Below are 20169 nucleotides of genomic sequence, written 5' to 3'. Positions count from 1 at the left end.
TTAATAAAGTATAAAGATACTACTATTTAACTAATTTTCTAAATGAGTTTTTTATTTTTAGTTAAAATCCTTTTTTATAAAAAACTAAATTCAAATAACTATTAAAATAATAATAGTTGTAAATTTTAAATATGCCGTTTTTAAGAATTTCCATAAAACACACTTGAAGTAGCGTTTTTTAATTTTTAAACACCTGTAAATTAGTTGTTTATAAAAATTGTTTTTTTTAATAAAAAACAAAAAAAACAGTTTTTGTTAAAAACTTCAAGGGTTTTGTGAATAAGTATGGCTTTCATTTTGAAGCAAAAAAAGCAATCTTTGTGAGAGTCGTTCTCAACGATTAATTAACAATTAAATAATCTTATTTTACCGTGGAAATTACGCAAATCATAAAAAGAGACTCAGAAACAACTATTTTTGAGTTAGAGAAAATTATTAACGCTATAGAAAAAGCGATGATTACTGTAAATCATGGTACTAGAGAAGATGCTATAGCAATTTCTAAGATCGTAAACGGTACTTTATTAGAAAGGAAATTAAATGAACCTACTTATACGCCAACTGTAGAACAAGTTCAGGACATCGTAGAATTTAAGTTAATGGATAGTCCTTTTCACGATGTAGCTAAAGCTTACATATTATATAGAGACGAACAAACAAGAAGCAGAAAGAGCAATATTTTTGAGAAGCGTATAAATTTAAAACCATATGAATATCCTGCTTTAAATGAATATGTAGATGCAATTAGACATTCTTACTGGATTCATACGGAGTTTAATTACACAAGTGATATCCAGGATTTTAAAACATCTCTTACCGAGGTAGAGAAAAATGCTATAAAAAATACCATGTTAGCAATTTCTCAAATAGAAGTTGCTGTTAAAACTTTTTGGGGAGACATTTATAAAAAGATGCCAAAACCAGAAATTGGTTCAGTAGGAGCAACGTTTTCAGAAAGTGAAGTACGTCATCATGATGCATACTCACATTTATTAGAAGTTTTAGGATTAAACAACGAGTTTAAAAACTTGAAGAAAAATCCTGTAATTATGAAACGTGTTAATTACCTGGAAAACGCATTAAAAAATGTAAAAAGTGAAGACAATCAAGAATTTTCTGAATCAATAATTTTATTTTCTCTGTTTATAGAGCATGTATCTTTATTTTCTCAGTTCCTTATTATTATGGCTTTTAATAAGCATAAGAATGTATTAAAAGGAATTTCTAACGTTGTAGAAGCTACTTCTAAAGAAGAACAAATTCATGGAGATTTTGGTATCGATTTAATTAAAATTATTAAAGAAGAAAATCCAGATTGGTTTAATGAAGAACATAATTTATTAGTACAAGAAACTTGTAAAGAAGCATTTCTTTCTGAAAGTAAATTAATTGATTGGATTTTTGAACAAGGAGAATTAGATTTCTTACCTAAAAACGTAATAAAAGAGTTTATTAAAAACAGATTTAATAACTCATTAGAAAGTATTGGTATCTCAAAAGTATTTGATGTAGACCAAACTTTATTAGCAGAAACAGATTGGTTTGATGATGAAATTATTGGAACCAAACATGGAGATTTTTTCGTAAAAAGATCTATCAACTATAGTAAAAGAACAAAAAGTATAACAAGCGACGACCTATTTTAATTATGAACCAAAACGAAACAAAGACAACACAAACAGAACTTACTGATCACGAAAAGTTAATCCAAGCACAAAACGCTGCTAGAGAGGAAATGCTTAAGAGTAAAAATGAACCAGAAATAGAATGGCTAACAGAAAACAGTCGTAAATTTTTAGAGTCTGGTTATTTAACAGGAGATACAACGCCAGAAGAAAGAATACGCGAAATAGCAGACAATGCAGAACGTATTTTAAAAATTGATGGGTTTTCAGATAAGTTTTATAAATATATGGCTGCTGGTTATTTCTCATTAGCATCGCCAGTTTGGTCTAACTTCGGAAAGAAAAGAGGTTTACCTATTAGTTGTTTTGGTTCGCATGTAGCAGATGATATGGGAGATATTTTATTCTCACAATCAGAAGTTGGTATGATGTCTAAATTAGGAGGTGGTACTTCTGGTTATTTTGGTAAATTACGTGAAAGAGGAGCAGATGTAAAAAATAATGGTTCATCATCTGGTTCGGTTCACATTATGCAATTGTTTGAAAAAATGGTTGACGTAGTAAGTCAAGGTTCAGTAAGAAGAGGTCGTTTTTCTCCATATTTACCAATAGATCACCAAGATATTGAAGAGTTTTTAGAAATAGGAACAGAAGGAAATCCAATACAAGAATTAACGCATGGAGTTACGGTAAGTGACCAATGGATGCAAGAAATGATTGATGGAGATGTATCAAAAAGAAGTCTTTGGGCAAAAATATTACAAAGAAGAGGAGAAATAGGATATCCATATATACTTTTTAGAGACAACGCAAATAATGGAACGGTAGATGTTTATAAAGACAATAACCACGAAATTTATGCAAGTAACTTATGTACAGAAATAATGTTACCTTCTAATGAAGATTGGTCTTTTGTTTGTTGTTTATCATCAGTTAACTTGGTGCATTATGACAAATGGAAAGATACAGATGCAGTAGAAACACTAGCATTCTTTTTAGATGCAGTAATGCAAGAGTTTATTACCAAGTTAGAAGTATATAAAGACTCATCAGACAGAGACGATCAGTTTACGTTTCGTTTTATGGAAAAAGCCTATAATTTTGCAAAAGAAAATAGAGCATTAGGTTTAGGAGCTTTAGGATGGCATTCTTTATTACAATCTAAAATGTTAGCTTTTGATAGTGCTGAAGCATATTCTTTAAACAGCGAAATCTTTAAAGTAATTAAAGAAAAATCTTACAAAGCATCTGAAGAGATGGCTAAAATGTATGGAGAACCAGCAGTTTTAAAAGGGTACGGAAGACGTAATACAACCTTAAATGCAGTTGCACCAACAACATCATCTGCGTTTATTTTAGGACAAGTATCACAAGGTATTGAGCCAATTTGGTCTAATATCTATGTAAAAGATATTGCCAAAATTAAAACAACTATTAAGAATCCTATTTTAGAGAAATTATTAATAGAAAAAGGCGAAAACACATCAGATGTTTGGAAAAGCATTAGAGACAATGACGGTTCTGTACAACATTTAGATATTTTAACAGAAGCAGAAAAAGATGTGTTTAAAACCTATTCAGAAATAGATCAAAACGTAATTGTATATCAAGCGGCAAATAGACAAAACCACATCGATCAAGGACAGTCTATTAACATTATGGTGCACCCAGATATGCCAATTAAAGATGTAAATAAAGTGTACATTAATGCTTGGAAATTAGGAGTAAAATCTATGTATTACCAACACAGTATGAACGCTGCGCAGAAATTTAAACAAAAGAAAGACTGTTTAAATTGCGAAGGATAATCGTTTTTTATTATTTTATTAAAAGTTGATAAAGGAGAAGTCGAAAGGCTTCTCTTTATTAATAATAATTTAAATATTTTTATTGAGATAAAAAATTACGCATAAAAAAAAGCGATAGTGGAATATCGCTTCTTGGTAAATTTTTAATTTTTTCCGGCCAGGGCTAAAATTAAAGTTAGTTAAAAGAATTTTGAGATTACTCAATCTCCCTTTTGTTTTTCAAAACTACAAATTAGGATTCTTTTCACCAAGTTATTTTTCTAAATTTTATCGCAAACTAAAATGTGCTTTATGGTCATATTTTAGACTTGCTGAACATACTTGTTAACAAAAAACAAAAAGTTAACAAGTTTAAATACAAGAAGAAATGATACAATTTATAGACAATACTATAAAATTAAAAAAAAACAAGAATGAATTTTTAGATATTAATTCTATCCTAAATAATCAAATGGATGAAGTTATAAGTGAAATTCAATCTAAATTAACTTTAATATCATCTGATCATGATGCAGAGATAATTTTAACTGGAAAGAAAGATAATTTTTCCTTAAAGATTCAATCAGAAAACACTGAATCTGTCAAATTAATTGAAGAGTTAGTAAATGATTATCTAAAATAGTTTTAAACAATTTTTTTGAGTGAATACATTATAATAAAGAGAAGTCGAAAGATTTCTCTTTTTTTGTTTTTATAATACATCTAAGCAAACAACGTAGCAAAAGCCTCTTCAATCTTACCAACTAAAATCAATTTTATATTGTGATTTTTAGAGGCTATTTTATTGTATTTTGAAGCAACAAAAGTTTTATAACCTAACTTTTCTGCTTCAATAATTCGTTGGTCTATTTTAGAAACAGGTCTTATTTCTCCTGCCAAACCAACTTCTGCTGCAAAACACACATTTGGATTTATGGCAATATCTTGGTTTGATGATAAAATTGCCGCAACAACTGCTAAGTCAATTGCAGGATCGTCTACATTAATTCCACCAGTAACGTTTAAAAAAACATCTTTTGCACCTAATTTAAATCCGGCTCTTTTTTCTAACACAGCTAAAATCATGTGTAATCGTTTTAGATTGTAACCTGTTGTAGAGCGTTGAGGTGTTCCGTAAACCGCTGTAGAAACCAAAGCTTGTATTTCTATCATTAACGGTCTAATACCTTCTAAAGTTGAGGCAATTGCGGTTCCGCTTAAATCTGCATCTTTTTTAGAAATTAGTATTTCTGACGGATTAGATACTTCTCTTAATCCGGTTGAAAGCATTTCGTAAATACCTAATTCTGCTGTAGAACCAAATCTGTTTTTTTGTGAACGTAATATTCTGTAGGTATGATTTCTATCGCCTTCAAATTGTAAAACAACATCTACCATGTGTTCTAAAATTTTTGGCCCAGCAATATGTCCTTCTTTGTTAATATGACCAATTAACAAAACTGGAGTTGCAGTTTCTTTGGCAAATTTTATAAGCTCTGCAGATGTTTCTCTGATTTGAGAAATACTGCCTGGAGAAGCTTCAATTGAGTTTGTATGTAATGTTTGAATAGAATCAATAACCAAAACTTCTGGTGCAACTTCTTCTATATTTTTAAAAATTTGCTGCGTGTTTGTTTCAGTTAAAATTAAACAGTTAGAATTGCTGCTTTCCAGTCTTTCTGCACGCATTTTTATTTGCGATTGACTTTCTTCTCCTGAAACATACAATACTTTCTGTTTAATGTTTAAGGCAACTTGCAGTAATAAAGTAGATTTTCCTATTCCAGGTTCTCCTCCTAAAAGTGTTACGGATCCTTTTACCAATCCGCCACCAAGAACGGTGTCTAATTCATTATTATTGGTAATAACACGTTCTTCAGGATTTAATTGAATATCGGCAATTTTTAAGGGTTTTGTAACTGATTTTGCTGTTGTGGCTTGTTTCCAACTTCGTTTTTCTTCTTTCTGAATTACTTCTTCTACAATAGTATTCCATTCTTTACAAGCGCCACATTGTCCAACCCATTTTGCATGTTGTGTTCCGCAGTTTTGACAGAAAAAAGTTGTTTTGGTTTTTGCCATTTTTTAAAAGTTACAAAGTTTTAGGGTAACAAAGTTACAAAGTTTATTAGCATGTGGCTTTTAAAAAAATAATAATAAAAAAGATTTCCTAAAAGTTAGCAAACAGTTGCGTTAGCGATTGAAACGGCATCCTTTTTGTTTATTTAGCAAAAAGATATAGTGTAAAGCGCGACTTGGTCCTGAATGCCTTCAGGATAAAGTAACGCCCAAAAAATTATTTGTTCTTATTGTATATTGGTAGGAATAGAAATGATAAGCCACCGAAAATGATAATCATTGCGGTTTGTGCTGTCCACATAATCCAACCAAAAGCGGTTGCAGGTTCTTCTGAAACACCAAATAACGCTAATGCGCCAGCTACGGCAACTGGATATAAACCAATACCTCCATTTGTTGCTGCAATAGAGAATCCGCCAGCAATAAAGCCGATTAAAACACCACCAAAAGGAACGCTTAAACCTTCAATTGCAGGAATTGTTGCCCAAAACATGCAGACATACATTGCCCAAATAAATACGGTATGGAAGATAAATGCCCATTTATTTTTCATTTTAAAAATACTGGTAACGCCTTCTACTAAGCCTGTTATAAATGTTTTAATTTTTAATCCAAAACCGCTTTTTGCTTTTTTAACGTATCTGGTAAAAACGAAAAATAACAAAGCTAACACTGCTAAACCGATGAATATTTTTGTTGGATCGAAGTTTTTTGTGAGTAATTCGTAAATAAAATCGAATTGAAAAAAGAGTGTAATTGCTATGATTATGAGCATCATAATTAGGTCTGCAATACGTTCTGCTACGATGGTTCCAAAACCTTTTTCGAACGGAATGCCTTCATAATTTGTCATAACTGCTGCACGAGAAACTTCTCCTGCTCTTGGAACAGCATAATTTACTAAATAGGCAACTAAAACTGCCATTGTGCTGTTTGCAAATTTTGGCTTAAAACCTAATGGTTCTAGCATAAATTTCCAACGATAGGCTCTTGATAAATGACTTAAAACACCAAAGAATAACCCAAGTGCAATCCACCAATAATTTGCTTCTTTAAAGTATTGTATAAGTGTTTCTAAAGAAACTTTAGATAAAGAATACCAAACTAAAAAACCTCCCAAAGCGAGAGGTAATATAATTTTTAAAATCTTTTTAAAATTCAAAACTATGTAAGTGTATTATCTTTTTCGTTAGGAAAAACTAATGAAGGTTTAAACTTTTTAGCTTCTTCTAATTCTAAGAATCCGTAAACAATTAAGATTAAAACATCTCCTTTTGCAACTTTTCTTGCAGCGGCTCCGTTTAACGTTATTTCTCCGCTTCCTCTTGGTCCTGGAATTGCATAGGTTTCTAAACGTTCTCCATTATTGTTGTTTACAATTTGAACACGTTCTCCTTCTATAATATTGGCTGCGTCCATTAAATCTTCGTCAATGGTAATGCTTCCTATATAATTTAAATCGGCACCTGTAACTTTTACACGGTGAATTTTTGATTTTACAACTTGTACTAACATAGTGCAAAAATAGTTTTTTAATGGTTAATGATTTGTTTTTGAACTGTTTTATTTTAAACGAATATTATCTATCAACCTAATTTCACCAGCAAAAACGGCAATAAATGCACGATATTTTTGTTTTGGCTCTTTTTTATTGATGGTTTCTAATGTTTTTTCGTTTGCAATGGTAAAATACTCCAATTCTAATAAAGGGTGTTTTTTAAACTTCTTTTCCACCCATTTAGTAACTTTATCTGCACTTTTTGTGCCAAATTTTTTCTTTGCTTTTTTAAGTGTTTTATAAATAAAAGGAGCAGCTTCTCTGTGTTCTTTTGTTAAACGAGCATTCCTAGAACTCATTGCCAAACCATCTTCTTCTCTAAAAATATCGCATCCTTTAATTTTTAACGGAATGGAATGTTTTTCTACTAGTTTTTTTATGATTTGTAATTGCTGAAAATCTTTTTTGCCAAAATAAGCAGTATCTGGCGCAACAATTTCAAACAATGTCTTTACAATTGTGCCAACTCCATCAAAATGGCCATCTCTAAATTTTCCTTCCATTTGATGCTCTAATCCATCAAAATTAAAACTTTCAGAACTTATGTTTTCTGCATAAATTTCTTCCACCGAAGGTGAAAATAACACATCACAATTTACACTTTCTAAAAGCTGAATATCATTTTCTAGAGTTTTTGGGTATTTTACCAAATCTTCTTTATTATCAAACTGTGTAGGGTTTACAAAAATGCTAACTACAGTAATATCGTTTTTCTCTTGAGCACTTTTTACGAGCGATAAATGTCCTTGATGTAACGCGCCCATTGTGGGAACAAAACCAATGGATTTTTTATCATTCTTTAAAGCTGATAAATACTTTTTTAATTCGGATTTTTTATCAAATTTTTTCATTCGTTATAAATTGGAATACATGCGAAATTAGCATTTTAACATGATTTTTGCATATATTTTCGTATTTTTGCACTCTTATTTAAAGAGAATTGATTTAATGAAGGACAAGAGAATATTATATGTTTCGTCGGAAGTAGTTCCTTACTTACCAGAAACTGAGTTATCATCAACTGCATTTAACGTTGCAAAGAAAGCACATTCTAAAGGAGTTCAAACACGTATTTTTATGCCAAGATTTGGTGTAATTAACGAAAGAAGACATCAATTACACGAAGTTATTCGTTTGTCTGGTATGAATTTGATTATCAATGACATGGATATGCCTTTAATTATAAAAGTAGCTTCAATTCCTAAAGAAAGAATGCAAGTTTACTTTATAGATAATGAAGAGTATTTTAAGCGTAAAGCTGTATATTCTGATGAAGATGAAGAGCTTTTTGATGACAATGACGAGCGCATGATTTTCTTTGCAAAAGGTGTTGTTGAAACAGTTAAAAAATTAAACTGGGCTCCAGATATTATTCATATTCATGGTTGGATGGCATCTTTACTTCCGCTTTATTTAAGAGAATTTTATAAGGAAGAGCCATTGTTTACAGAGAGCAAGATTGTAACTTCGCTGTATAATAGTGGTTTTGAAGGTGAATTAGATAGTGAAATGGCAGATAAAGTTCGTTTTGATAATTTAGACGAAGCAAAAGTTAAAACAATTGAAACACCAAATCATACCAATATTTTAAAAAGTGCCATAGAAAATTCTGATGCTATTATAAAAGGTAGTGAAGATTTATCTGATGAAATATTAGAGTTTATTGATAATTCTGAAACAGTAGTTTTAGATTTTCAAAAAGATGAAGATATTACAGAGGCATATTTAGAGTTTTACTCAGAAAAAGTATTAGAAAATTTAAACGATTAGTTCATTTTACAATGATTAAAAAAAGTGTTTATGTAGGATCTTTCCTACTATTTTTATTCGGTGTTATTTCTTGTGAAAAAGATTTTACAGATATTGGTTCTTCAGTAATAAATAATGGAGTTTTTGAAACAAAAGACACCTTGTTAGATATTACAATTTCTCCAGTTGATATTGCTGCGGTTAGAGCAGATGGAGGAATAAGTGTTAACTTAGGAGAATACCTTTTAGGAGTTTATAAAAGTGATGATTTTAAAACTATTGAAGCATCAATAGTTTCTCAAATTGGCTTACTTGCAGATTTAAAAGTTGTTGAAAACACATATGGTACAGATACAACAGTTGTTACTAAAATGGATAAGGTTTTAATACGATTACCATATCAATCTACTAACACAGTTGATGTTGAAACAAGTGATGGAAATAGCTTTAAAATTGATTCAATTTTAGGGGATCCAACAATACCGGTTGCAGTAAAAGTGTATAGAAATTTAACTTTTTTAAATACATTAGACCCAGCAAATCCTACGCAACAAAATACTTATTTATCTGATGCGGTATATTCTAAAGGAAATATACTAAATGAAGATGCAAATTTTTCTTTTACGGTTCCTCAAAATGAAACAACACAAGATACTATGTATGTTTTTGATAGGAATTTAAGTAATGGAAACACGTTTAAAGATACCTTGAAAATTGCAAATTCAGCTCCTTTTATGGCTATTCCGCTTGATAAAGATGAAATAAAAGCGTTGTTTTTAGATAAATATGAAACAACGGAATTTGAGTCATTACAAGCATTTCAAAATTACTTTAGAGGATTAATTATTGAAGCTTCCGGAACAGATGGCTCTTTGATTCCTTTTAATTTTTCTACAGGATCACCGGTAATAGACATCTTCTATACAAATACTGTTTTAGCAAACGGGTCTATAATTGATACTATAGTAAGAAATAATTCTTTCCCTTTAAGTGGTGTTACAAATAGTATTTATAAACCAACAGCAGGAAATGCCCCTGCAGCAGGTAACTTTGTAGTTCAAGGGACAGCAGGAACAATGGCTAATATTGATATTTTACAAGGAACAGAATTACAAGATTTAAGAAGTCAGGATTGGTTAATTAATGATGCTTCTTTAGTTTTTTATGTAGAACAATCTAAAGATACAACTAATGTTCCATTAAATTTGTTTTTATATAAAAATGAAGATGGTAATCCTAGCCTTATAAAAGATATAATTACTGAAGGAACAAGTGTTTTTGGAGGTCAATTATTAATTGATGAGAATGGTGCTAAAGACAGATACCACTTTAGAATAACCGATTATATTTCTGATTTACTATCTGGTGAATCTTCATATAATCCCCCTTTAGGGTTAAAAGTATTTAACACAACAGATTTACCAAGCTTTACTACTGATACTATTGTAGGTTCCTTTAACTGGAACCCAAGAGGAATTGTGCTGCATAGTAATACTTCTTCTAACGTAGAAAGAAAGGCGCAATTAAAAATATCATATTCAATAAAAAAATAAATAATTTTTAAAACCTAAATTGTTATGTGTGGAATTACAGGTTATATTGGCTTTAGAGATGCTTACCCTATAGTAATTAACGGATTAAAGCGTCTAGAATATAGAGGCTATGATAGCTCAGGTGTTATGTTGTATGACGGAGACAAAATGCGAATGTCAAAAACTAAAGGAAAGGTTTCTGACTTAGAACTTATCACCAATAAAGAAGAAGAAAGAAAACTTGGTAAAATTGGTATTGGGCATACTCGTTGGGCAACACATGGTGTTCCAAATGATGTAAATTCACATCCACATTTTTCTCAATCAGGAGATTTAGTTATTGTTCATAATGGAATTATAGAAAATTATGACACTATTAAACAAGAGCTAATTAACAGAGGTTATAAGTTTCATAGTGATACAGATACAGAAGTTCTTATTAACCTTATTGAAGAGGTAAAAAAGAACGAAAAATGTAAGTTAGGTAAAGCTGTTCAAATAGCATTAACCAATGTTATTGGGGCCTATGCAATTGCTGTATTTGATAAAACAAAACCAAATGAAATTGTAGTAGCTCGTTTAGGAAGTCCAATTGCAATTGGAGTTGGTAAAGATAATAAAGAATTTTTTGTTGCTTCTGATGCATCTCCTTTTATAGAATACACAAAAGATGCTATTTATTTAGAAGATGGTGAATTAGCAATTATAAAAATAGGAAAAGAAGTACGTGTTCGTCAGATTAAAAGCGATAAAATAGTAGACGCTACGATTCAAGAGCTTCAAATGAGCTTAGAGCAAATAGAAAAAGGTGGTTACGATCACTTTATGCTTAAAGAAATTCATGAACAACCAAAGGCAATTACAGATACTTATAGAGGACGTATGTTAGCTGATGAGGGTATTATTAGAATGTCTGGTGTTGATGATAATCTTCAAAAGTTTTTAAACGCTGATAGAATTATAATTATTGCCTGTGGTACATCTTGGCATGCAGGTTTAGTTGGAGAGTATCTTTTTGAAGATATGGCTCGTATTCCAGTTGAAGTAGAGTATGCTTCTGAATTCAGATATCGAAATCCAATTATAACTTCTAAAGATGTAGTAATTGCTATATCTCAATCTGGAGAAACTGCGGATACTTTAGCAGCTATTAAATTAGCAAAATCTAAAGGAGCATTTGTTTTTGGTGTTTGTAATGTTGTAGGATCTTCGATTGCAAGAGAAACACATGCAGGAGCCTACACACATGCAGGTCCAGAAATAGGCGTGGCATCTACAAAAGCATTTACAACACAAATAACTGTTTTATCGTTAATAGCTTTAAAGTTAGGAGAAGCAAAAGGAACTTTATCTAAGAATGCATTTCATACGTATTTACAAAGAATGCAGTTAATTCCTGGGAAAGTAGAGCAATTATTAAAAATAGATAAAAAAGTACAGGAAATTGCTAAAGTCTATAAAGATGCAACGAACTGTTTATATTTAGGTCGTGGTTTTAATTTTCCAGTTGCTTTAGAAGGAGCATTAAAATTAAAAGAGATTTCTTATATCCATGCTGAGGGTTATCCTGCTGCGGAGATGAAACATGGACCAATTGCTTTAATTGATGAAAATATGCCAATTTTTGTAATTGCCACCAATAAAGGTCATTACGAAAAAGTAGTGAGTAACATACAAGAAATAAAAGCTCGTAGCGGAAAAATTATTGCAATTGTTACTGAAGGTGATACTGAGGTTAAAAAGATTGCAGATCATGTAATTGAAATTCCAGAAACAGAAGAGGCTTTAACTCCTTTGTTAACTACAATACCATTACAACTATTATCATATCATATTGCAGTAATGTTAGAGAAAAATGTAGATCAACCAAGAAATTTAGCTAAAGCTGTTACGGTTGAATAAGTTTTAGAAAACTTTAAATAATAAAAAAATCCGATGTAAATTTACATCGGATTTTTTATTTTATCATGAATTTTAGTGTGATTTCCATCATTCCAATCGGTAAGTATATCTGTAGCTACACTTGCGCCACTTCCGGCTGCAATTGCAAATTGACTTCGCCAGCCAGCAATTGTACCACAAGTATATAATCCCTTTTTTATAAGATGATTATTATTACGTAATTGAATTCTATCTTTTGCAGGATTTGCTCTTTTGTGAGGCTCTATGTATTCATCTAATCCTTCAATTTCAAAAGGTTTAGAGTAGTTTAAAGCAATAACAACATTTGTTGCTGTATATTCCTTTTTATTGGTAGTAACTTTAAAACCAGCTTTATCATCTTCAACTTTACAAACTTTTTCATTTTCAATTTGAAAAATATGCGGATAAACATTTTTTAATTGTTGTCTTCCTTCAGACAAAATATCGCTACCAAATTTTCCTTTAGGTAAGCCTAAAACGTTATTAAATAAAGCATTTTGTAGGTGTGAAGAACGCTGGTGTAAAATAATGCCAACAGTTTTATTTTTAGCAAACATTTTGTTTTTTGCAGAACCTAAAAGTAGTGCACATTGCATACCTGCAACACCACCTCCAATTATTAAAACATCAAAATTCATCTTAAGCAAATAACTCTTTAATATTATGTGCAAATAACTTTACAGCAATAGCTAAAAGAATTACACCAAATACTTTTCTAATAATTTTTATACCATTTGCACCAATTATACGTTCAATTTTAGAAGATGTTTTTAATACAATATAAATTACTAAAACATTTAATATTACGGCAACAATTATGTTTTCAATATTGAATTCTGCTCGCAAAGAAAGCAAGGTTGTTAAACTTCCTGGACCAGCAATTAAAGGAAAGGCTAAAGGGAAAACCGTAGCAGTTATTCCACCTTCATCATCATCTTTATATAATGTAATTCCTAATATCATTTCTAAGGCGATAAAAAACAGGATAAAAGAACCTGCAACAGCAAATGAATTAACATCTACGCCAATTAAAGATAGTAAACTTTGTCCTAAGAAAAGGAAAATAATCATGATAAAACCAGCAATAAGTGAGGCTTTTTCAGATTGAATATGGCCTACTTTTTTACGTAAATCTATAATAATAGGAATGTTTCCAATAATATCTATTACAGCAAATAAAACCATAAATGCCGTAAATATTTCTTTAAAATTAAAATTCATTATTGTTTATTTAATACTGCAAAATTAGTTAAGAAATCTTAATATACGTTTATAAAAGGTAAAAATAACTGTACTTTTGCGTTATGTTTCAATTAGGTAAGACAATAGTATCGGAAGATATCATAGAAAAAGATTTTGTTTGCAATCTATCCGCTTGTAAAGGAGTTTGTTGTGTAGCGGGTGAAGCTGGAGCGCCACTTGATAAGGAAGAGACTAAAATTTTAGAGGAGATTTACCCTAAAGTAAAACCTTTTTTAAGAGCTGAAGGAATAGAAGCTATCGAAAAACAAGGTACTTGGGTAACTAGCGATTTTGGTGAGTTAGAAACTCCATTAATTGATGGAGAAGCGTGTGCTTATGTTACTTTTGATGAAAAAAACACAGCAATGTGTGGAATTGAACAAGCGTATAATAAAGGTATTGTAGATTGGAAAAAACCAATTTCTTGCCATTTATATCCTGTTAGAGTAAAAGATTATAGTGAATTTGCTGCTGTAAATTACCATAAATGGGATATCTGTGATGATGCATGTACGTTGGGAAAAGAATTACAAGTACCCGTTTACAAATTTCTAAAAGAAGCTTTGATTAGAAAGTTTGGTGAAAATTGGTATTTAGAATTAGAGAAAACTGCCGAAAAACACTTGAAATAAATTATTACAAAAAGTCAGCAAACAAGTTTAGCCCTTATTGAAGCGACATCCTTTTTTGTTTTTCACAAAAAAGATATAGCGGAAAGCAGGAAATGGCTTCTACTATTAAATAATATTTCCCATTAATTTTTTGTGAAGTCTAATTGCAAAACCATCTGATAAACCTGCAATATAACTGCATATTTGCATAATTCTATCGTATAATTGCTCTTCTTGTACTTGATATTCTTCTGGTAATAAATTGAGTACTAAATTGTCGTAATTAGATTGATTACCATCAAACTTATTGTTTAGAGCAGTTACAAAGACATCTAATAAATCGGCTATAATTTTATAACCTGCAACCTCTTTTTCTACAACTTCTTTAGAATTATATATTTTGGCTACACTCAATTTTATAATGTCATTTATTTGTGCTTCGTATTTACATTTGTCTAGTAAGCCTTTGTCAAAATCACCTTTTAAAATGGCTTCTTCGTTGGCTAAAAATATAGCTACAGCCTCATTAATTAGCACGCCAATAGCAAGAGCTCTTAAATAACTTATTCTGTCTTTTTTATGTTGAAGTGAATGATATTTATTGCTGTCAATTTTATCTTTCACTAGTTTTATCATGTATTCTAAAGCAAATTCTTCGTCTATTAAACCAAGATTTATTCCGTCTTCAAAATCTATAATTGTATAGCAAATATCATCTGCTGCTTCTACTAAGTAAGCTAAAGGATGACGGTAAAATGAAATTCCGTCACTTTGTTTTTTCAACAAACCTAAGTCTTCCGTAACATCTAAAAAAGCCGCCTTTTCTGATTGAAAAAAGCCGTACTTTTTATCTACAATATGTTGTGTAGGTTTTTTTGGTAAGGATTCTTTTGGGTATTTTATAAAGGCTCCTAAAGTTGCGTAGCTTAAACGTAAGCCACCTTCTGTACCTTGTCTATTTTCGGTTAAAATTTTAAATCCGTTTGCATTTCCTTCAAAATCTATAACATCTTGGTATTCTTTATCGGTAAGTTGATTCTTATATTTTAATCCGTTTCCGGTTTTAAAGTACTCGCCAATTGCTTTTTCTCCCGAATGCCCAAAAGGTGGATTTCCAATATCATGCATTACTGAAGCGCCAGCTACAATTGCGCCAAAATCATTGAATGTATATCCAAGTTTTACTAATTCTGGATGTCTTTCTAGCAGTACTTTTCCAACACGCCTCCCAAGTGTTCTACCAACTACGGAAACTTCTAAACTGTGTGTTAAACGTGTGTGTACAAAATCGGTTTTAGAAAGTGGAATTACTTGTGTTTTGTCTTGTAAACTTCTAAAAGCTGATGAAAATATAATTCTATCAAAATCTACTTCAAACCCTAAACGAGTTTCGTCTTGTGCTATTCGTTCTCGTTTTTGTGTGTCGCCAAATCTTTTTAAAGATAGAAGTTGTTCCCAGTTCATTGCTTTAATTTAAAGTTCTTCGAAAATACAAAAAAAGAGAAGCTTTACAACTTCTCTTTTATCAATTTATGTACATTCTAAAATAAATTTAGAATATATTATTTTTTACCATTAATGTCTTTAATGTATTTTTCTAATGCCATTGTCATAGAAGGAGTTTCTGGTGTTGGTGCAGCAATATCAACTCTTAATCCTCTATCTTCTACAGCTTTTATAGTAGAGTTGCCAAAAACAGCAAGACGTGTTTTATTTTGCTTAAATTCTGGAAAGTTTTTAAATAAACTATCTATTCCAGAAGGACTAAAGAAAACTAAAATGTCGTAAAAAACATTTTCTAAATCAGATAAATCACTTACAACAGTTCTGTATAAATTAGCGCGTGTCCAGTTAATTTTTAACTTGTCTAATTCCTGAGGAATTAAAGGTTTTAATTTATCAGAAGAAGGTAGTAAAAACTTTTCGTCTTTATGTTTCTTTATAAGTTTTGTAAGTTCAGGAAATGTTCTTGTACCTACATAAATTTTTCGTTTTCTATACACTACATATTTCTGTAGATAATAAGCTACCGCTTCAGATTGACAAAAATATTTCATGTCGTCAGGAACTGTAAAACGCATTTCTTCAGCAATTCTAAAGTAATGATCTACAGCATTTCTACTTGTTAAGATTACAGCAGTGTAGTCTTTTAAATCAATTTTTTCTGCACGAACTTCTTTTACAGAAATTCCTTCAACATGAATAAATGATCTAAAATCAACTTTAATTTTTTGTTTGTCAGCCAAATCAAAATAAGGCGAGGTCTCAGTTTTTGGTGCCGGTTGAGACACTAAAATAGTTTTCACTTTCATAGTATGTCCTTTACTTATTTTAGTATTTTTAAAATAATAAATAGCGGTGCTATTTCAAGGGCGCAAAGATACAAAATAAAATAAAACAAGTGCTTTATAATCAGCTTTTTGTTGTTGTAAAAAACTAAACCAAAACGAATTGCAATTAAAATTAGAAAACTTCCCCAAAGAAAGTAGTTGTTTTTATAACCATAATTATAGGCTATTAAAATTGGAAATAACCAAATTGAAAGCGTATATAGGTAACCAACCTTTGTAAAAATAAAGTACCTAACATAATTAGAAAGATCAAGTAGTTTGCTAAAAGAATAATCTATTAATCTTCTAATAATCAAATATATAAACGTAAATAAGATTACATATACATAGGATATTAGGTTGTTTTTTGTTTGGTTATCAGGGATTAATGTATATACAAATAAGCTAAGTGTTAAAGCACAAAAAGAAAATATTAAAACATGAAAAGTAGAGAAAATAGCAGGTTTTTCTTCTGCTCGTTTCTCAATAAAACCACGTGTAAAAAACGAAATTGAATACCCTAAAAAACGAGAAGGTTTATATAACTTCATGAAAAAAAGCAAAATAAAGCCTACTAGGAATAACATTGTTATCCAATTATTTTGTGTTAGTTCTCTAGGAATTGCTTGCATTTTTCAACAGAAATATTAACGCTAAATTAGGAATAAAATGATGTATATTTGTCTCTTATTTGAATAAAATCTATAATGTCTGACGCATTAGTTATAATACCTACGTACAACGAAAAAGAAAACATTGAAGCTATAATACGCGAAGTTTTTAATCAAGAGAAAGATTTTCATATTTTAGTTGTTGATGATAATTCTCCAGACGGTACTGGAAATATAGTAGAAAATCTTCAAAAAGAGTTTTCAACCAAACTACACATAGAAAAACGTACAGGAAAAAACGGTTTAGGAACCGCATATATTCACGGGTTTAAATGGGCTATTGAAAAAAAATACGACTACATTATTGAAATGGATGCAGATTTTTCTCACAATCCAAAAGATTTAATAAGGCTTTATAATGAATGTGCTAAAAAAGACGCAGATGTTTCTGTAGGATCTCGATATTCTGTTGGAGTAAATGTTGTTAATTGGCCAATGCACAGAGTTTTACTTTCTTATTTTGCTTCTAAATATGTGCGTTTTATTACAGGAATTCCTTTGCATGATACAACAGCTGGTTTTGTTTGTTGGAAACGCAGTGTTTTAGAAACACTTAGATTAGACAAAATTAAATTTATTGGTTATGCTTTTCAAATTGAAATGAAATATAAAGCTTGGAAACGTGGATTTAAAATTAATGAAGTTTCCGTAATCTTTACAGATAGAACTTTAGGTGAATCTAAAATGAGCGGAAATATTGTTTACGAAGCACTTTTTGGAGTTATAAAAATGCGTTTAAGTAAGTTGCCAAAATAAAGATGACATTAATTTCTACTAGAATAGCTACACTTAAAGATTTAGAGGTTTTATTAACTTTTGAACAAGGAGTTATTGAGGCAGAAAGACCAATGGATCCTTTTTTAAAAAAAGGAAATATCAATTATTATAATATTGAAGAATTAATAACTGCAAAAAACACACATTTAATTGTTGCAGTTTCTAAAGATGAAGTTGTAGGTTCTGGTTACATTAGAATTGAAAACTCTAGAATTTATCACAAAAACGAAAAGCATGGTTACATTGGTTTTATGTTTGTGAAACCATCCTTTAGAGGAAAAAAAATAAGTGGTTTAATTTTAGAATCTTTAAAAAATTGGGCTAAAAAAGAAAGCTTAAATGAAATAAGATTAGATGTTTACCATAATAATCCTGCAGCAATAAAATCTTATGAACGTTTTGGTTTTAATAAGAGTTTAGTTAATATGCGTTTAGAATTTTAAAAAGAAATGACACAACATACATTAATAAAAAATGCAAAAATAGTAAATGAGAATACCATTTTTAATGGAGATATTCTTATTGAAAATGAATTTATTAAAGAAATTTCTGAATCTATTATAGCTACAGACAATGCAATTATAATTGATGCAAAAGGAAGTTATTTAATTCCTGGAATGATTGACGATCAAGTACATTTTCGTGAGCCAGGTTTAACACACAAGGCAAATATTGCTACAGAAAGCAAAGCTGCAATTGCAGGTGGAATTACGTCTTTTATAGAAATGCCTAACACCGTTCCGCAAGCAACAACACAAGAATTGTTAGAAGATAAATTTAACATTGCTGCTAAAGATTCTTATGCTAATTACTCATTTATGTTTGGTGGAACAAACAACAACTTAGAAGAATTATTAAAAACAAATCCAGAAAATGTTGCTGGAATTAAATTGTTTTTAGGCTCTTCTACAGGAAATATGTTGGTGGATAATGAAGCTGTTTTAGAAAAAATATTTTCGTCAACAAAAATGGTTATTTCTGTGCATTGCGAAGATGAAGCTACAATTAGAAAAAACACAGAAAAATATAAAGCAGAATTTGGAGATGATATTCCTTTAAAATATCACCCAATTATTAGAAGTGAAGAAGCTTGTTATATTTCATCTTCAAAAGCAATTGAATTGGCTAAAAAAACAGGTGCACGTTTGCATGTTTTTCATTTATCAACTGCTAAAGAAACCGATTTATTTCGCAATGATATTCCTTTAGAAGAAAAACAAATAACAGCAGAGGTTTGCGTACATCATTTATGGTTTACTGATGCCGATTATGATACAAAAGGAACTCATATTAAATGGAATCCAGCTGTTAAATCTCAAAAGGATAAAGATGGTTTGTGGAAAGCGTTGTTAGATGATAGAATTGATATTATTGCTACAGATCACGCTCCACATACTTTAGAAGAAAAAGATAATGTCTATACGAAAGCACCAAGTGGAGGTCCGTTAGTACAACATGCAATTCCTGCTATTTTTGAGAAAGTAAAAGAAGGCGTTTTATCGGTTGAAAAAGCGGTGGAAAAAATGTGTCATAATCCTGCTAAAATCTTTCAAGTTAAACAACGTGGATTTATAAAAGAAGGTTTTTATGCCGATTTAGTTTTGGTAGACACCAACAATTCTTGGACAGTTTCTAAAGAAAATATTTTATACAAATGTGGTTGGTCTCCGTTTGAAGGAACTGAGTTTTCAAGTAAAATTACTCACACTTTTGTAAATGGAGAATTAATGTACAACAAAGGTGTTTTTAACGAAGAGAAGAAAGGAAAGCGATTAACTTTTAACAGATAATGAAAAAAGTTTTATACATACTAGTTTTTATTTTTCTTAGTTCTTGTACAAGTAATACAATTTACAAGAAACCAGAAAATTTAATACCAAAAGACACAATGGTTGCTCTTTTGTCTGATATGTATATTGCATTATCTGCTAAAAACGTTAAAAATAAAATTCAGCAAAGACAAGTAAATTATTTGCCTTTTATATACGATAAATATAAAATAGATAGTGCAAGATTTAAAGAAAGTAATGTCTATTATACATCAGTAATAGAGCAATACAATGAAATTTTACTTGAAGTAAAAGATAATATTGATAAAGAGCATAAGAAGTACTCTAAGGAATTAAAAACACAAGATTCTATAAAGAATTTAAATAATAAAAAGATAAAAAAAGAACGCCTTAAAGGCAAGAGTAAGGAAGAGAAACTTAACAACCTTACAAAATTAGATACTACTCAGTTGAAAAAACCAATTTTAGAAAAAGGGTTTAAAAAAAGATAATTCC

The 20169-nt window shown here is 30.3% G+C and carries 20 protein-coding genes; 11 read left to right on the top strand and 9 right to left on the bottom strand.

The genetic code is table 11. From position 1 onward, the window contains the following. The first annotated feature begins 371 nt into the window (after positions 1-371). The 3 genes from L1S33_RS02680 (at position 372) to L1S33_RS02670 (ending at position 4055) form a co-directional block, all read left to right on the top strand. The gene (locus L1S33_RS02680) at positions 372-1646 is read left to right on the top strand and encodes a ribonucleotide-diphosphate reductase subunit beta (protein WP_240561128.1); all 1275 of its coding nucleotides are present in this window, start codon (positions 372-374) and stop codon (positions 1644-1646) included. 2 nt (positions 1647-1648) lie between these two features. Further along, complete coding sequence (locus tag L1S33_RS02675; RefSeq protein ID WP_240561127.1) at positions 1649-3433, top strand: ribonucleoside-diphosphate reductase subunit alpha; 1785 nt, start codon at positions 1649-1651, stop codon at positions 3431-3433. Between the two features lie 367 nt (positions 3434-3800). Beyond that, positions 3801-4055: a hypothetical protein gene (locus L1S33_RS02670; RefSeq protein WP_240561126.1), complete on the top strand. Its 255-nt coding sequence runs from the start codon at positions 3801-3803 to the stop codon at positions 4053-4055. Between the two features lie 80 nt (positions 4056-4135). Here L1S33_RS02670 and radA read toward each other — a convergent pair whose 3' ends face one another. From radA to panC, 4 genes are all read right to left on the bottom strand, one after another. Then, entirely contained in the window at positions 4136-5494 is a 1359-nt protein-coding gene (radA, locus tag L1S33_RS02665; RefSeq protein ID WP_240561125.1) for a DNA repair protein RadA, read from the bottom strand. A 214-nt stretch (positions 5495-5708) separates the two neighbouring features. Further along, a complete protein-coding gene (locus tag L1S33_RS02660; protein WP_240561124.1) occupies positions 5709-6653 on the bottom strand; it encodes a lysylphosphatidylglycerol synthase transmembrane domain-containing protein in 945 nt (314 codons plus the stop codon). Between the two features lie 2 nt (positions 6654-6655). After that, positions 6656-7006, bottom strand: coding sequence for an aspartate 1-decarboxylase (gene panD / locus L1S33_RS02655; RefSeq protein WP_072556258.1), 351 nt, complete (start codon positions 7004-7006; stop codon positions 6656-6658). 48 nt (positions 7007-7054) lie between these two features. After that, positions 7055-7900, bottom strand: coding sequence for a pantoate--beta-alanine ligase (gene panC, locus L1S33_RS02650; protein WP_240561123.1), 846 nt, complete (start codon positions 7898-7900; stop codon positions 7055-7057). Between the two features lie 97 nt (positions 7901-7997). Between panC and L1S33_RS02645 the strand changes: the two genes are divergently transcribed. The 3 genes from L1S33_RS02645 to glmS are packed head-to-tail and all read left to right on the top strand — an operon-like array spanning position 7998 to position 12232. Continuing rightward, complete coding sequence (locus tag L1S33_RS02645; protein ID WP_240561122.1) at positions 7998-8819, top strand: glycogen/starch synthase; 822 nt, start codon at positions 7998-8000, stop codon at positions 8817-8819. 11 nt (positions 8820-8830) lie between these two features. Beyond that, positions 8831-10351, top strand: coding sequence for a DUF4270 domain-containing protein (locus L1S33_RS02640; protein ID WP_240561121.1), 1521 nt, complete (start codon positions 8831-8833; stop codon positions 10349-10351). A 24-nt stretch (positions 10352-10375) separates the two neighbouring features. After that, positions 10376-12232 carry a glutamine--fructose-6-phosphate transaminase (isomerizing) gene (glmS, locus tag L1S33_RS02635; RefSeq protein ID WP_240561120.1) on the top strand — a complete coding sequence of 619 codons (1857 nt, stop codon included), beginning with the start codon at positions 10376-10378 and terminating at the stop codon, positions 12230-12232. Between the two features lie 41 nt (positions 12233-12273). Here the strand turns inward: glmS and L1S33_RS02630 are convergent, their stop codons facing one another. Beyond that, complete coding sequence (locus L1S33_RS02630) at positions 12274-12891, bottom strand: FAD-dependent oxidoreductase (RefSeq protein ID WP_240561119.1); 618 nt, start codon at positions 12889-12891, stop codon at positions 12274-12276. A gap of 1 nt (position 12892) precedes the next feature. Further along, positions 12893-13474 carry a MarC family protein gene (locus L1S33_RS02625; RefSeq protein WP_240551118.1) on the bottom strand — a complete coding sequence of 194 codons (582 nt, stop codon included), beginning with the start codon at positions 13472-13474 and terminating at the stop codon, positions 12893-12895. An 83-nt stretch (positions 13475-13557) separates the two neighbouring features. On the opposite strand from L1S33_RS02625, the gene L1S33_RS02620 reads away from it, so the two are divergent. After that, positions 13558-14127 carry a DUF3109 family protein gene (locus L1S33_RS02620; protein WP_240561118.1) on the top strand — a complete coding sequence of 190 codons (570 nt, stop codon included), beginning with the start codon at positions 13558-13560 and terminating at the stop codon, positions 14125-14127. 105 nt (positions 14128-14232) lie between these two features. Here the strand turns inward: L1S33_RS02620 and L1S33_RS02615 are convergent, their stop codons facing one another. The 3 genes from L1S33_RS02615 to L1S33_RS02605 form a co-directional block, all read right to left on the bottom strand. Continuing rightward, the gene (locus tag L1S33_RS02615) at positions 14233-15570 is read right to left on the bottom strand and encodes a deoxyguanosinetriphosphate triphosphohydrolase (RefSeq protein ID WP_240561117.1); all 1338 of its coding nucleotides are present in this window, start codon (positions 15568-15570) and stop codon (positions 14233-14235) included. 98 nt (positions 15571-15668) lie between these two features. Beyond that, on the bottom strand, positions 15669-16418 hold the full coding sequence (locus tag L1S33_RS02610) for a uroporphyrinogen-III synthase (RefSeq protein ID WP_240561116.1): 750 nt from the start codon (positions 16416-16418) through the stop codon (positions 15669-15671). A 14-nt stretch (positions 16419-16432) separates the two neighbouring features. Further along, the gene (locus L1S33_RS02605) at positions 16433-17023 is read right to left on the bottom strand and encodes a DUF4271 domain-containing protein (RefSeq protein WP_262914338.1); all 591 of its coding nucleotides are present in this window, start codon (positions 17021-17023) and stop codon (positions 16433-16435) included. Between the two features lie 120 nt (positions 17024-17143). Between L1S33_RS02605 and L1S33_RS02600 the strand changes: the two genes are divergently transcribed. The 4 genes from L1S33_RS02600 to L1S33_RS02585 are packed head-to-tail and all read left to right on the top strand — an operon-like array spanning position 17144 to position 20165. Then, complete coding sequence (locus tag L1S33_RS02600) at positions 17144-17863, top strand: polyprenol monophosphomannose synthase (protein WP_240561114.1); 720 nt, start codon at positions 17144-17146, stop codon at positions 17861-17863. Between the two features lie 2 nt (positions 17864-17865). After that, positions 17866-18327 (top strand): GNAT family N-acetyltransferase, encoded by a 462-nt coding sequence (locus tag L1S33_RS02595; protein ID WP_240561113.1) that lies wholly within the window; start codon positions 17866-17868, stop codon positions 18325-18327. Between the two features lie 6 nt (positions 18328-18333). Next, positions 18334-19674 carry a dihydroorotase gene (locus L1S33_RS02590; RefSeq protein WP_240561112.1) on the top strand — a complete coding sequence of 447 codons (1341 nt, stop codon included), beginning with the start codon at positions 18334-18336 and terminating at the stop codon, positions 19672-19674. After that, on the top strand, positions 19674-20165 hold the full coding sequence (locus tag L1S33_RS02585) for a DUF4296 domain-containing protein (RefSeq protein WP_240561111.1): 492 nt from the start codon (positions 19674-19676) through the stop codon (positions 20163-20165). The genes L1S33_RS02590 and L1S33_RS02585 overlap by 1 nt, the downstream gene beginning before the upstream one ends. Positions 20166-20169 lie beyond the last annotated feature (4 nt).

The sequence above is a fragment of the Tenacibaculum aquimarinum genome (genome assembly GCF_022478115.1).
GTDB lineage: Bacteria > Bacteroidota > Bacteroidia > Flavobacteriales > Flavobacteriaceae > Polaribacter > Polaribacter aquimarinum_A.
This window is presented reverse-complemented; position numbering and strand designations above follow the sequence as displayed.